The sequence below is a fragment of the Actinacidiphila cocklensis genome, assembly GCF_907177275.1.
Taxonomy (GTDB): domain Bacteria; phylum Actinomycetota; class Actinomycetes; order Streptomycetales; family Streptomycetaceae; genus Actinacidiphila; species Actinacidiphila cocklensis.
The window spans coordinates 159,685-173,018 of record NZ_CAJSLV010000043.1; the positions used below are offsets into that span (position 1 = coordinate 159,685).

The following is a 13,334-nucleotide window of genomic DNA, read 5'->3' on the forward strand; positions in this document are numbered from 1 at the left end:
ATCAGGCCAGTGGGTTGAGGGGAGACAGAGCCGATGGGGGCTGCGTACTACGGGGCCGAGAGCGAGAGCGGCGACCACATCGAGGACCCGTCCGAGGACGCGCTGTTCATGCTGATCGATGACCTCAACGGCACGGACAACACCTTCGTCGTCATCCAGCCCGACCAGGACGACCAAGCCTGGTTCACCTCCGTCGCGGTCCTGGACGAAGGCGGGTACGAGGTCGTCCGCCGCGACACCGCCCGACGCGAACACGACGTCACCACCGAGACCAGCATCGACCAGATCGCCCGTGACCTCACCATCTGGACGGCGGCCCGCGACTTCCCCGGTCGACCCACCCAGCACACCGGCAACTTCCAAAACACGCCCTAGCCGATCTGAAGGTCGGGGTGCCCCTCACCCGGTCGAGGCGTGGTGAGGAGCGCCCTCACGACGTGCGCCGCCCGGCTCCCTCAGGTTGAGTTCATTACCGGGCCCCGCGCCAGACATCCCCGTCACCGTCCCGTCAGCTACGGCCGCGCGGCAGCATGAGGGCCGCGGCCGTGGTGGCTATCAGCATCACAGCCGCGACGCACAAGGCGACCCGCAGACCCACAATGAACTCACCCCGGTCCGCGACCAAGGCTCCGAAGACGGCCACGGCGAGCGCGCCGCCCGTCTGCCGGAAGGAGTTCAGGATCCCGGCGGCCATTCCGGCCCGATCTGCGGCGATGTCGTTCAGCAGGATGGCGGTCAGGGAAGGTACGCAGAAACCGAGGCCGAGGCCGACCGGGATGAGCATCGCCGCGATCACTGGTCTGCTGGTGCCCTCGTCGATCCAGAGCAGGCCGAACATCGCCAGCGCGAAGATCGCTTGTCCCATGGCGATCGGCATCCGCGGCCCAAAGCGTGCCGCAGCCCTGGCCGAGGCCAGGTTGGCTCCGGCGATCACGGCCATCATCGGTAGGAACATCAGCCCCGCGGCCATGACGGACAGGTTCAGAACGTCCTGAAAGAACAGGCTCAGCACGAACACCAGCCCGTAGAACGCGGCATTGACGACGAAGCCGATCGCGACCGAAACCGTCACCGTGCGCGAACGGAAGAGGTCGAGCGGGACCAACGGCGCGGCGGTACGTGCCTCGATCATGATGAACGCGGCCGTCGCCACTGCGGCGAGCCCCAGGCAGCCCAGCACCACGGGCTCGCCGAAGCCGTTCTCCCCTCCGTCGATCACCGCGAAGGTGAGCCCCGCGAGCGCGACGATCGCCGTGAGCTGGCCGTACGGATCGAGCGGCGTGGCACGGCGCGGCGAGCGCTCCGCGCGGGTCAACACCGCGAGGGTGGCGATGCCGACGGGCAGGTTGACGACGAAGATCGCCCGCCAGCTCAGAGTGCTGGACAGCACCCCGCCAGCCACCGGGCCGGCGGCAACCGCGACGGCTCCGCCAACGGTCCACAGCGCGATGGCCCGTGCCCGTTCGGCCGCGTCCGGGAAGGCCTGCCGGACGAGGGCCAGCGAGGAGGGCAGCATGATCGCCGCCGCGCTCCCCTGGATCAGGCGGGCGGCGATCAGCTCGCCCAGCCCCGGCGCCAGTCCGCAGGCCGCCGAGGCGACCGTGAAGACCGCGACTCCGGCGCCGAACGCGCGGCTCGCCCCGATGCGGTCGGAGAGCGTGCCCGCAGAAAGCAGGAGTGCGGCGAACATCAGCGTGTAGGCGTCCACGATCCATTGCAGTCCCGCCGTGCTGCCGCCGAAGGTCCGCCCGATCCCGGGCAGCGCCACGTTCATCGCCATGGTGTTGAGGTTGAGCAGAAAGATGCCCATGAACGTGGTCGCCAGGATCAGCTTCGGTGCGGCCGTGCGTTGCCGGGCATCCTGTGAGGCGCGGGCTGGTTCAAGAGTGGTCATCCGTCCAGACTGGTGAGGCTCGCGAGGGCGAGGCAGACCGTGATCTTCCGGGGTGCGCCATGGGTGGGTGTAACAGGGCCAGGCTCCGGGCTGGACCCCTGATCACACGCTGGCAGAATGACGACATGACCGAGTTCGGGAAGTTTCTGCGGGCTCGCCGTGGCGAAGTACGCCCTGCAGACGTCGGACTGCCCGCCGGAACCGGCACCCGCCGTACGCCGGGTCTGCGCCGGGAAGAGCTGGCGGCGCTGGCCGGTGTGAGCATCGACTACTACATACGTCTGGAACGCGGCAAGGAGACCCATCCGAGCCCCTCCGTGGTCGAGGCGCTGGCCGACGCGCTCCGCCTCAACCAGGAGGAGAGCGGCTTCCTGCACGAGCTGGCGGCGCGGGCGGCGCGGCGTGCGCCCGAGCCCCGTCCCCGGCCGTCACGGCGGGTCCGACCGACCGTCACGCAGCTTCTGGAGACGCTCCGGCCCAACCCGGCGTACGTCGTGAGCCGCACCAACGACCTGCTGGCGGCCAATCCCGGCGGGCTGCGGCTGCTCCACGGCATCGCCGACTGGCCGGAGCGGCAGCGGAACACCGTCCGGTACACCTTCCTGCACCCAGCTGCCCGCGAGCTGTGGGCGGACTGGGAACAGAAGGCCAAGGGGTGCGTCGCCCAGTTGCGGGCGATCGCCGGCACCGATCCGGATGCCCCGGATCTCGCCGCACTCGTAGGTGAGCTGATCGTCAAGAGCCCCGACTTCAACCGGCTCTGGGAGCGGTACGAGGTGCACACGATCGGCGACGGCGAGAAGACGCTCCGACACCCGGAGGTCGGCACGATGACGCTCTCGCACGAAGGGCTGTCCCTCAACCGCGCACAAGGCCAACGCCTCATCATCTACATGGCGCCGCCCGGCAGCCCGGACCACGACAAGATGACACTCCTCGACCTCGCCACCTCCGGCCCGTCCGTCAGTTCCGGCGAGACGGCGCCCGTCTCACCCTCCCGGAGACAGGGCTAGGGCGTGTCTCTGTGAGCGGTTGGGCAGTTGATCGGATGGGTCCATCCGATCAGGGCCTGTTGCGAAAGTGGATCTTGAATCGCGGTGATCATGTTGTGGCGCGAGGGGATCTGACAGACCGGCAGCCGGCTCGGCTGGAGCCGTTGCTGCCGATGGGGAAGAAGGCGGGCAGGCCGCGGACGTAGGCACGTCGACAGCTGATCGACGGTATACGGTGGCGTACCCGAGCGGGCACCCCGTGGCCGGACGTCCCCGAGCGATACGGCCCGTGGGACCGAATATACGGCCTCTTCCGCCAGTGACAGCGCGACGGCACCTGGAAGCGGATCCTGGAGCAACTGCAGGTCCAGGCCGACGCGCAGGGTCTGATCACCTGGGACGTGAGCGTGGACTCGACTGTCTGCCGTGCCCACCAGCACGCCGCCGGCACGCGTAAAAAAGGGATCTGCGGCGTGAGCCGCCCGGCGGGTTCGGCACCGAGCCGGACGACCACGGCCTCGGACGCTCTCGAGGCGGCCTGACCACGAAGATCCACCTCGCGGCCGAGCAGGGGCAAAAGCCGCTGTCCCTGTTGGTCACTGCCGGGCACCGGCACGACAGCTCCCAGTTCCAGCCTGTCCTCGATCGTATCCGCGCCCCCCGCACCGGTCCCGGACGCCCGCGCACCAAACCGGCCAGGGTTCGTGCCGACAAAGCCTACGGCTCTCGCGCGAACCGCTCCTACCTGCGCCGAGGCAGGATCGGATGCACCATCCCCGAGAAGGCTGACCAGGTCCGCAACCGTAAGAAGCTCGGCTCCCGTGGCGGCCGACCGCCGGCCTTCGATAAGGAGGACCACAAGGAGCGCCACGCGGTGGAGTGCGGGATCAACCGGCTGAAACACCACCGAGCGGTGGCCACCCGGTATGACAAGTTGGCGGTCCGCTATGAAGCAACCGTGTTGGTTGCAGCCATCAACGAGTGGCTGTGACCTGCGCTTCGCAAGCCCCTGGAGACGCGGCCTGATCGGCAAGGGAAACCGTCAGCCTGACTTGCGGGCCAGTGCCATTTCGACGAGCCGATCAACGTGCCCGGCTGCCAGGGGCCGGTCGACAGAGACTTTGCGCAGCCCGACACACGCCGCATCCAGCTCCGGCGATGGTCCCCGGGCTGCGAGCAACACCACCAACGCCTGCCAATGACCCCACTGTTTTTCCGGCAGGGCCAGCAGCTCATCGATGTAGCAGCCTGGCTCCAGCAAGTCCACCAACCGGCTCCCCGCTCGCGCAACCGCAGCCAGGAGATCAGAACGCAGCCGATCGACGTCCGTGCCGGCTGTCAATCGCCACCGGTCGGCGAAACCCCGATGCCCGTGGCGATCGGTATGAGAGCACTCGACCCGACCTTCGAGGACTCGAATCCCATCGGACTCACTCGCCTTGGTGATCGGGATGGCATTCTCGTACTTCCACGTCCACCACGCCGTCGGGATCACCGCCGTGTTGAGGTAGAACAGCTTGGCGTCCCAGGCGGAGCTTTGCGACCCTTGTTTCTGGACTACGGCGGCACCCTCGGGGGTGACCAGTCGCCAAGCACCGCCAGAACCTCGAAAACCCATCGGGCGCAGAGTGGTTCCAACATCCCGCATCAGGCCCCTGAGAACCACGTCGAGGTCATACATCCCCCAACAATAGGCCTCAGACTCACGATGACGTTTGGGACCCCCACCTTCCATCGAGCACTTGGGGGGCGAGCCGCTGGCAACGGCTTTACGCAGCCAACAAGTTCGTGACCAGCACTTTCACAACACGCCCTGAGCCGGAAGGAGGGGAGCCGTGAGCAGCCGTGGCCTGGGCGGTTGTCGTAGGTCAGGCATCCGCGAGCACGGTGGCGACGACGGACCGTGCCTTCGTGTCGCGTCGCCGGGGCGTGGCGTGGCGTGGCGAAGTCGTAGCCCGCGACGACGAGTTCCGCGCGACAGCCGGGACAGACGCGCCTGCGGATCGGCCATGTGCTGCCCTTGAAGGCGAGCCCGGGAGGCGCCGTTGAACGCGTGGTAGCACATGGCCTGACGGATTACGCGTCGTCCACGGGCGGCGGGCGGCCCCAAGCGGATTCGACTCCGCCAGGTGTCAAGCGTGGGTGGTCAGTTCGGTGAAGGAGCGGGGTGACCCGTCGGCAAGTAGCCGCGAACTGCTCCAGCGCGGGCCGGAATCGGTTTGAATGGACCGGTGGCGCGGAGAGTAGGCAGCCAACCTGGCTTTGGCGAGGGCGACTTGAGGGCCGCGGCTGGGTCGACGTCCTTCAGCCGCGGCGAGGAGTACGTAGGCGCGGTGAGCGGCTTGGAGATCGGCGGGGGCACGATACGCGCCGCCGTGCCGGGCCGGGAGACGTACCGCGTCACACTCGTCGTCACGGAGCAGGCGGGGGTCAAAGGGTCGTGCGACTGCCCATACGGCGCCGAGGGCCGTTTCTGCAAGCACTGCGTCGCGGTAGGCCTGTCGGCCTTGCGGCACGCCGAACCGGCCGCACCGCAGGAGTTCGCAGAGACGGTCCCGGCACCTCGATCGGCCGTAGCGCGGCCCGCTCGCGAGGACGAGGACGTGGTGACGCCCTGGCTGCAATCGCTGGACCGGAACGCGTTGCTCGCGTTGCTGGGCGAGGAGACGGCCGCCGCCCCCGAGCTGCGCGGCCGCCTCCTGGTGCGGGCCGAAGTCGCAGGGTCCGACCGTACGGCCGCCCGTGACCGGGTCAAAGGGCTCCTCAACGCAGGTGCGTTCGCCCGCGACGGGTACGGCGACTCCGACGAGATCGACGCGTACGTCCGGCAGGTGACCGAGGCTGCGCTGGTCCTGCGCGCGCTGATCGCGGCGGGGCGGGCGGCCGAGGCGGTGGACGGGGCGCGGTGGGCGCTGTGGCGGCTCGGCGGGGTCTACGAGCTCGCGGACGAGCCGGACGAGCTGTTCACGCCGGTGCACGACCTGGTGGCGGTGCACCGGCAGGCGTGCCACACGGCCCGTCCGGCTCCGGAGCCGACCGCGCGCTGGCTCGTCGGGCATCTGCTGGGCCCGGTCGCGAGCATCAGCCCGGTCGACCCGGCCGACTACCGCGACATCCTCGGCCCGGCCGGCCTGGCCCAGGCCCTCGGCCTGGCCACCGAAGCATGGCGGGAGGAACCCACTGACAAGGCGGCACGTCTCAGGGAGCGGCTGCTCAAAGCCCAGGGCGATGTGGACGCGCTGGTCGCCGCCTACGCCGCCGCTCCCGCCCCTGACGGCGCCACCCATCTGCGGATCGCACAGGAACTGGACGAGGCCGGGCGCGCAGGAGACGCCCTGGAGTGGGCCGAGCGTGGTCTGCGGGCCGCCGCGAAGCGACGCGACATCGACGACGGGCTGGTGGAATGGGTCTGCGCCCGTTACGCACGGGCCGGGCGGCCGGACGACGCCCTGGCCGCGCGGCGCGAACGCTTCCGGGCACACGCCACGCTGCGGACCTACCGGTCGCTGCGGTCGGCGGCTCGGGCCTGCGACCGCTGGGAGACCGAACGCGAGGCCGCGCTGGAGCTGCTGCGTGCGGACGCGGGCCGCGGCGGCTCCGGCTCCCGGCTCGGGGAGACCGACCGCACGCTCATCGACGTCCTGCTCGACGAGGGCGACGTCGACGCCGCCTGGGAGGCCGCCGCCGGGCGCGCCGACGACCGCCGGCTCCTCACACTGGCCGACCGTGTACGCGACCACCGCCCCGCCGACGCGCTCGATGTCTATCTGCGGCTGCTCGAACCGCTGAAGCAGTCGACCGGCGACCAGACCTACCAGGAGATCGCCCGGCTGCTGCGCAGTATCCGCGCCTGCCACGAACGGCTTGGCACTCCCGAAGGGTACGCCCGCCGCGCCGCCGCGCTGCGCACCGAACTCAAGCGCAAGCCGAAGCTGATGAAGATCCTGGACAGCAACGGCCTGTAGCCCTGCCCCTGCCGATAACCCCGTCCACCCTGGTGGAAAGGGGTGTGCGAGGTGCGCGTTTTGAGCAGGGACGGTCGCTTGGAGGGCCTGGCCTGGTCGGCGGTCACCCGGCATGACGATCAAGGTGCTGCTGCGACTGGCCTACCTGACCGTGACGAACGCGTTCGCGATGCTGCGCCTGCTCCCCATGAGCGATCGGGAGCGGGATACGGAGATCCTCGCGCTGCGCCACCAGATCATGGTGCTCGATCACCAACTCGGCAACGACAAAGTTCGGTTCACACCGAGCGACCGCGCGCTCCTCACGACCGCCGGCCCGCCCCCCGGACAACCGCGTTCCCACGCCGCTCGCGCCGGGGTCGACCCCAGTCCCGCGGCGGCCGCCGGCCTCTCTCCTCCGGCGCTCCGCGCCGCGGGCGCCACCACCGCCAGGCCGGCCTCACGCCACAGGAACGCCAGATCGCCGAACCGGCGGCGCAGTGACGTCCGTGCCGCACATCCCGCTCCCGGCGCCAGGCGACGAGGCGGCGGGTCCCGGCGCGCCCGATACGCTCGGGCGCGGCGCCGCCGATCCGGTTCGGTTCGGTTCGGTTCGGTTCGGTCCGGGATACACGGCGATCGCGGTGGGCCAGTCGCGCCCCCAGGCCGTAGCTGCCTCTGCGCTGTTCGGTCAGTCGAGCTGCGTGCGGAGCCAGTGCCGGATCTCCGGCGTCACCACGTCGGTGATGTCGGCGAACTCGTCGTGCTTCTGCAGGAATTTCGCCACGTAGGGGCAGACGGGCACGATGCGCATACCTGACTTCCGCACGTCGCTGAGGGCCTGCTGGACGAGCACCGAGGCCAGGCCTCGCCCGGCGAAGGCCGCGTCCACGTCGGTGTGGAAGAACACCCGCTGCACGCCACGGTCGCGGTATTCGGTGAAACCGGCGAGCCGGCCGTCGGCCAGGATCTCGTAACGCTGCCGGATTTCCGCGAGTTCCACGACCGGGTCGGTCGGCGATGTCATCGTCTGCCTTTCAGGGGTGGGGCGCTCGGGGTTCCGGCGCGGGGTGAGGGTGGCGTTGGGCAGGACGGGGGCCGGGATACGGTCGCCGTCGTAGCCCTCGACGCGGCCGAACCTGCCGGAGTTGCGCTGCCACGCCTCCCGAGCCGCGACGATCTCCTCGTGGCTGCGGCCGACGAAGTTCCACCACATCACGATCTGCTCGTCGAAGGGCGTCCCGCCCAGCAGTATCGTCCGGGCCGGGGTTTCGCCGGTGTTGGTGAGGGTCAGCGTCCCGGTTCCGGGGGCGTGGTAGCCCAGTTCGGCCGGACGCAGCGGTGTTCCGGCGAAGCTTATGGTCCCGCTGTCGACGAGGAGGCCGTGCTCGAAGCCGGGGTCGACCGCGAGGACGGCGGTCGCACCCGGGTGCACGATGATCTCGGCGCCCAGGAGGGGGGAGAAGGTGGGTACCGGCGAGGTGTCGCCGGCCAGGGAGCCGAGGAAGACCCTGGCCTCGCCTCCGTCGATCGGAACCGGGCGCGGCACGTGGTGCTGGAAGTCCCGGGGGACGTCGCGGCTGCCCGCAGGTAGCGCGACCCACAGCTGCACGCCGTGCAGGACGCTGGTCGCTGCGGTTGAGACCTCCGAGTGGCAGATGCCGTGGCCGCCGGTCATGAGGTTCAGCTCGCCGGGCCGCACGTACGCGTGGGTGCCCAGGCTGTCCCGGTGCTCGATCTCGCCGCTGAACAGCCAGCTCACCGTCTGCAGCCCGATGTGCGGATGCGGCGCGACGTCCATCCCGCCCGACTCGGCGACGCTGTCGGGACCGTAGTGGTCGGCGAAGCACCAGGCGCCGATCGTCGTCCGTGCCCGCTGCGGCAGAGTGCGCCGCACCGTCATCGCCCGCGGACCGCCGAGGGGGACGTCCCGCGCGGTCAGAACCTCCACGTGCGTCCCCTGCCGTGCCGGGCCTTCCTCCCCCGCGTCACCGCGGAGCAGCCCGGCGGGGTCACTCTCGGTACTGCTCACCGTACGACGCCTCCCTCAATACAATTGCACATTCAACTACTATGCCACCATAGGACATGCTCGCGGGTCGCGACGGGCACCGGGAAACGGGGTCGGCAGCGGATCGCCGAAGGGGAGTTCAGATGGATGACGTGGAGCACGAGCGGACGCGGCAGCGGGTCTTCATCGACAAGCAGAGCCCGCAGGCCTACCGCGCCTTCCGCGAGAGCGCCGGCGTGGTCCGCGCGGTCGCCGCGGATGCGGGGCTGGAGCGGATACTCGTCGAACTGGTCAACCTGCGCGTGTCGCAGATCAACGGCTGCGCCTACTGCCTGTCCACGCACACCAGGGCGGCCTTGCAGGCCGGCGAGGACGTGCGGCGCCTGGGCGTGCTGCCGGCGTGGCGGGACACCGAGCTGTTCACCCCGCGTGAGCGCGCGGCGCTCGCACTCGCGGAGGCGACCGCCTCTCCTGCGGACGCCGCCGTGCAGGAGGACGCCTACGCATCCGCCCGCGAGGCCCTGACCGACGACGAGATCTCCGCGGTCATCTGGGTGGCGATCACCATCAACGCCTTCAACCGGGTGTCCATACTGAGCAAGCACCCCGTGCGCCCGCATCCCGCGGCCTGAGCGGCCCGCCGGAGACTCGCCGGGCGCGGGCACCGCAGGGTCGCGCCCCGCCCGCCCCGCGCCACCTCCCCTCCGGAGGCCACGGATACCCCTTCGCCGAAACCCGACCGCACGGCATAGGGTCGGGCCTCCGCGCGGATCCCGCGCCGGCTGAGAACCGCGAGAGAACGGAATGACCCGTGGCGATGGGTGCGAGCGGCCTGCCCGGCCGGGAGTGGATGGTCAGGGACGCAAACGGCCGCAAATACTCCTTCGACTCGGAGGACGAAGCCTTCGCCGAACTCGCCGGCTACGGAGCGGGCGCGACGGTCTGGACGCGCGAGGTCTACCGCATCATGCTCTTCACGCGCTCAGCCGAAGGCTGGCACCAGGTGGAGCAGCCCAACGCCTGAAAGTCCGGCCACGCCCACAACGCCGCCCGCTGTCATGGGCAACCGCATCCGACAGCGGTGGCACGCGTTGCGGATGCGCGTGCCGCGCCAGGCATTGCTCCTGCAGTCCGCAGACCTTCGGTCACCACGGCGTAATACTCAGGGCGGTGGTACAAGCCGTGAGGAACACCGCAGCGGCCGCTTCGCCCGCCGGACGGCTGCAGGAATCCAGGCGTCCGTCAGCCGCGTTCGCATACTCATCGAGTCGAGGAGACCTCGGGTTGGCCACCTCCCCGCAGGATCGGCCGCGGTTTGCTTGCGGTGCCCGCGGAGACCTGGGGCGTGTGGGAGGCCTGTCCCGCGTGAAAACTCGGGTTGAGCGCTAATCCCACGAGGCTGAGGGTCATACCGTGTCCGGGTCGGCGCCGACGGCACCGGCCGAGCGAAGCGAACGCCCGAGGTCTCCGGTGAGGATGCGGGGGTGGCGCCGCCACCACCACAGGTCAGGGCCGGGCAGCCTGTGGAACTGATCGAGTGCCTGGCCGCCGTCGTCGATGGTCGCGACCTTGTACCGGGCGTCCAAGGCTTTGATCCGCGGGGTCCAGAGCTGGACGACGTGTTCGTCCAGCAGGAGCCACGCCTCGTGCAGCCAGTTTCGGCAGTAGAGGTCGTTGGTGTACTCGTAGATGTCGTCGCCGTAGCCGCGCTCGATGGAGCTCACCAGGGCAGCCCACGCGTTCACCCTTTCAGTGACCGTGAACGTCCTCCAGCCGCGCTGGTGCAACAGCTCTCCCACCTCGGTTTCAGTAGCCACGGGCGTGAGGCTCTCATGCCGAATCCGTCCGGGCGACCGAGATGTGTCCCGTCAGAGGCTGGCGGCCCCGCACCATGATCACGATGAGACGATCTCGCCGTGGCTGGTGTGATCACGGCGTCGGAGCCGTCCTAATTCCTTGGTAACGGGCCGTGGGAGCCGGGGGTTGCCACCAGTCCGTTCGAGCGCTGGGGCCGATGCCCTTCTCTCATCCCTGCTCTCCACAGTGCAGGTGGTGGCAGCCTCGCGGGCACCGACCGTACGCCTGGAGCCGTCTGGGCACTCGATCCCTTTATCCAGAGCGGCGGCGCTCGGTGTCTTCGAGGTCGCCGCCACCGTCAACACTGTCCGCTTGATCACTCGTTGGTGTTGGTGGTGCGAGCCCGCCGCACGGTGACCTCCTGATACTCCAGAGCCGTCAGAGCTCCCGAGGAGACCGGGGCCCGTGGGGTGCGCTGGTGCCACGAACGGCTAGTGAGGTGGCGGACCGACCGGATGGACGAGTCCTGGAATTAGGTCGCTGCGTGGCCCGCATGCGCTCGCAACCTGGGCAAACACCGCACCTCTGGGGAGGAGAAGTTGATCTACTGCGGCATCGACTGGGCCGAGAGGACACACGACGTTGCCTTGGTCGATGACACCGGCCAGCTACTTGCGAAGCGACACATCACCGACGACGCGGCCGGCTACAGGAACCTGATGGACCTGCTCGCCGAGTACGGCGACACCGAGGAGACCCCGATCCCGGTCGCGATCGAGACCTCCCGCGGTCTGCTGGTCGCGGTGCTGCGGGCAGGCAAGCGGAAGGTGTTCGCGATCAACCCGATGGCTGCCGCCCGCTACCGCGACCGGCACGCAGTCTCCCGCAAGAAGTCCGACCCCGGCGATGCCCTGGTCCTGGCGAACATCCTGCGCACGGATATGCATGCCCACCGGCCGCTGCCGAACGACAGCGACCTGGCCCGCGCCATTGCCGTACTGGCCCGCGCTCAGCAGGACGCGGTCTGGAACCGGCAGCAGGTCGCCAACCAGCTCCGCTCCCTGCTGCGCGAGTACTACCCCGCCGCTCTGGATGCCTTCGCAAAGTGGGACAACGGCTTGTGCCGACCGGAGGCCCGCGAGCTGATGAAGCTCGCGCCGACACCGGCCAAGGCCGCGAGCCTGACTCGCACCCAGATCACGGCGGCTCTCAAGCGTGCGGGCCGCAAGCGCGGCATCGAGTCGGACGTCGAGCGGCTGCGCGAGGCATTCCGCACCGACTGTGCCCGTCAGCCCGAGCTTGTCGAGGATGCGCTCGGCAAGCAGACGCTCGCCCTACTCGGACAGCTCACGGCCGCCTGCACCGCCGCCGACCTCGCCCAGGGCTGTCGAGGAGGCGTTCCCGCAACACCCAGACTCCGAAATTATCCTCAGCTTCCCCGGCCTCGGTATCCAGCTTGCCGCGCGGGTGCTGGCCGAAATCGGAGACGACCGCACCCGCTTCGCGGACGCCCGCGGCCTGAAGGCCTACGCGGGCGCCTCACCCGTCACCCGGGCCTCCGGCAAGAAGTCCAGCGTCACCAGACGATGGGTGAAGAACGACCGGCTCAACCACGCCGGCTACCTCTGGGCGTTCTCAGCAATCACTGCCTCGCCCGGTGCCAAAGCCCACTACCGGCGGCGACGTGACGACCACGGAGACTGGCACGCCGCTGGCCAGCGCAATCTGTTCAACCGGATGCTAGGCCAGCTCCACCACTGCCTCAAGAACCGCCGCCTGTTCGATGAGCACACCGCGTTCCGGCGCCGCAGGCCCCAGCACTGGCGGTGGCGTAAGTGATCCCGCTCACGACTCACCGCCCCCAGAGGTCGCTCCGCAGCGTGCTTGAATCACCGGATGATCGACTGGTCCACACTCCACGACGCCTACGGCCCGGCACACGCGATACCCGGGTTGCTGGACCGAGCCATCGGTCGTGACCAGGAGGCCATCGACTGGCTTTGGGGGCGCTTATGCCACCAGGGGACGATCACCCCGGCGAGCATCGCCGCACTGCCGAAGCTCGCGGACATCGCGAAGACCGAGGACGCCGGGGACTGGGCCCTCGATCTGGCCGGAGCCATAGCGGGTGGCCTCCTTCAACCTCACGGCGCCGACGAAGAAGTCGCCCGCTGTGCGGCGACCTTGGCCGAGCTTCGCGCCATGGCCGCCGCCCGGCTGCGGTCTGGCCTGGACGGGAAGGTCTACCTGAGCCGGCTGCGGGCCATGCTCGCGTTCGACGGCCAGACCTTGTGGTTCGAGGCCCTGGACGACTTCACCGATTCCTTCGTCACTGTCGCGTGTCCGCACTGCGACGCACCGGTGACGATCGCGGTTGGCGACTACGGCTGCTACTCCTCGATCCGAGACTGGAATCTGGGGGATGTCCACCAGGTCCCCCTCCGGCCAGCCGTCCCGCACGAGCTGACCGGCACCGGGAGGATGTTGCACGAGCCGGCCGTACGGGATGGCCAGCAACGGCTCGCCTGGGGCCTGACGCACCTGTTCGGCCAGGCGGAATGCCCAAGATGCGGGAGTGTCTTCGGCATCGCAGACGAGTACGCGGCCGCCAATGCACCCGCCCCATGGGACTTCGCCCGAGGCCACACCAAGGACGCTCTCTGATGACCACCGGCAGGGCCCTCGAAATCGAACAG

10 protein-coding genes and 3 pseudogenes are annotated in these 13,334 nt (G+C 69.5%); 8 read left to right on the plus strand and 5 right to left on the minus strand.

The window, feature by feature from the left end; translation table 11 throughout:
- Positions 1 to 33: 33 nt before the first annotated feature.
- Entirely contained in the window at positions 34 to 375 is a 342-nt protein-coding gene (locus NFU81_RS07480) for a hypothetical protein (RefSeq protein ID WP_251486310.1), read from the plus strand.
- A gap of 133 nt (positions 376 to 508) precedes the next feature.
- Here NFU81_RS07480 and NFU81_RS07485 read toward each other — a convergent pair whose 3' ends face one another.
- A complete protein-coding gene (locus NFU81_RS07485) occupies positions 509 to 1,894 on the minus strand; it encodes an MFS transporter (protein ID WP_251486312.1) in 1,386 nt (461 codons plus the stop codon).
- Between the two features lie 125 nt (positions 1,895 to 2,019).
- On the opposite strand from NFU81_RS07485, the gene NFU81_RS07490 reads away from it, so the two are divergent.
- Both NFU81_RS07490 and NFU81_RS07495 read left to right on the plus strand, forming a co-directional pair.
- A complete protein-coding gene (locus NFU81_RS07490) occupies positions 2,020 to 2,907 on the plus strand; it encodes a helix-turn-helix transcriptional regulator (protein WP_251486316.1) in 888 nt (295 codons plus the stop codon).
- Between the two features lie 95 nt (positions 2,908 to 3,002).
- Positions 3,003 to 3,877 (plus strand): annotated as a pseudogene (locus NFU81_RS07495) (IS5 family transposase).
- A gap of 51 nt (positions 3,878 to 3,928) precedes the next feature.
- On the opposite strand, the gene NFU81_RS07500 reads toward NFU81_RS07495, so the two are convergent.
- Complete coding sequence (locus NFU81_RS07500; RefSeq protein ID WP_251486319.1) at positions 3,929 to 4,567, minus strand: DUF4304 domain-containing protein; 639 nt, start codon at positions 4,565 to 4,567, stop codon at positions 3,929 to 3,931.
- A gap of 652 nt (positions 4,568 to 5,219) precedes the next feature.
- Between NFU81_RS07500 and NFU81_RS07505 the strand changes: the two genes are divergently transcribed.
- On the plus strand, positions 5,220 to 6,851 hold the full coding sequence (locus NFU81_RS07505) for an SWIM zinc finger family protein (RefSeq protein ID WP_251486321.1): 1,632 nt from the start codon (positions 5,220 to 5,222) through the stop codon (positions 6,849 to 6,851).
- A 670-nt stretch (positions 6,852 to 7,521) separates the two neighbouring features.
- Here the strand turns inward: NFU81_RS07505 and NFU81_RS07515 are convergent.
- Both NFU81_RS07515 and NFU81_RS07520 read right to left on the minus strand, forming a co-directional pair.
- Positions 7,522 to 7,857, minus strand: coding sequence for a GNAT family N-acetyltransferase (locus NFU81_RS07515; RefSeq protein WP_251486408.1), 336 nt, complete (start codon positions 7,855 to 7,857; stop codon positions 7,522 to 7,524).
- Positions 7,858 to 7,878: 21 nt separating this feature from the next.
- Positions 7,879 to 8,862, minus strand: a pseudogene (locus NFU81_RS07520) (pirin family protein); the annotation flags it as partial.
- A 122-nt stretch (positions 8,863 to 8,984) separates the two neighbouring features.
- Here NFU81_RS07520 and NFU81_RS07525 point away from each other — a divergent pair.
- Entirely contained in the window at positions 8,985 to 9,473 is a 489-nt protein-coding gene (locus NFU81_RS07525; protein WP_251486323.1) for a carboxymuconolactone decarboxylase family protein, read from the plus strand.
- 179 nt (positions 9,474 to 9,652) lie between these two features.
- Positions 9,653 to 9,865 (plus strand): hypothetical protein, encoded by a 213-nt coding sequence (locus NFU81_RS07530; RefSeq protein ID WP_251486326.1) that lies wholly within the window; start codon positions 9,653 to 9,655, stop codon positions 9,863 to 9,865.
- A 382-nt stretch (positions 9,866 to 10,247) separates the two neighbouring features.
- Here NFU81_RS07530 and NFU81_RS07535 read toward each other — a convergent pair whose 3' ends face one another.
- Positions 10,248 to 10,658, minus strand: a complete 411-nt coding sequence (locus NFU81_RS07535) for a hypothetical protein (protein WP_251486329.1) — start codon at positions 10,656 to 10,658, stop codon at positions 10,248 to 10,250.
- Between the two features lie 579 nt (positions 10,659 to 11,237).
- On the opposite strand from NFU81_RS07535, the pseudogene NFU81_RS07540 reads away from it, so the two are divergent.
- Positions 11,238 to 12,477 (plus strand): annotated as a pseudogene (locus NFU81_RS07540) (IS110 family RNA-guided transposase).
- A 57-nt stretch (positions 12,478 to 12,534) separates the two neighbouring features.
- Positions 12,535 to 13,302, plus strand: a complete 768-nt coding sequence (locus NFU81_RS07545; RefSeq protein WP_251486332.1) for a hypothetical protein — start codon at positions 12,535 to 12,537, stop codon at positions 13,300 to 13,302.
- Positions 13,303 to 13,334: the final 32 nt, after the last annotated feature.

Bases quoted from the DNA above. Each gene is read 5' to 3' on its own strand.
- NFU81_RS07545 (WP_251486332.1), top strand. From the start codon at position 12,535: ATGATCGACTGGTCCACACTCCACGACGCCTACGGCCCGGCACACGCG.
- NFU81_RS07500 (WP_251486319.1), bottom strand. From the start codon at position 4,567: ATGTATGACCTCGACGTGGTTCTCAGGGGCCTGATGCGGGATGTTGGA.
- NFU81_RS07490 (WP_251486316.1), top strand. From the start codon at position 2,020: ATGACCGAGTTCGGGAAGTTTCTGCGGGCTCGCCGTGGCGAAGTACGC.
- NFU81_RS07485 (WP_251486312.1), bottom strand. From the start codon at position 1,894: ATGACCACTCTTGAACCAGCCCGCGCCTCACAGGATGCCCGGCAACGC.
- NFU81_RS07525 (WP_251486323.1), top strand. From the start codon at position 8,985: ATGGATGACGTGGAGCACGAGCGGACGCGGCAGCGGGTCTTCATCGAC.
- NFU81_RS07515 (WP_251486408.1), bottom strand. From the start codon at position 7,857: ATGACATCGCCGACCGACCCGGTCGTGGAACTCGCGGAAATCCGGCAG.
- NFU81_RS07480 (WP_251486310.1), top strand. From the start codon at position 34: ATGGGGGCTGCGTACTACGGGGCCGAGAGCGAGAGCGGCGACCACATC.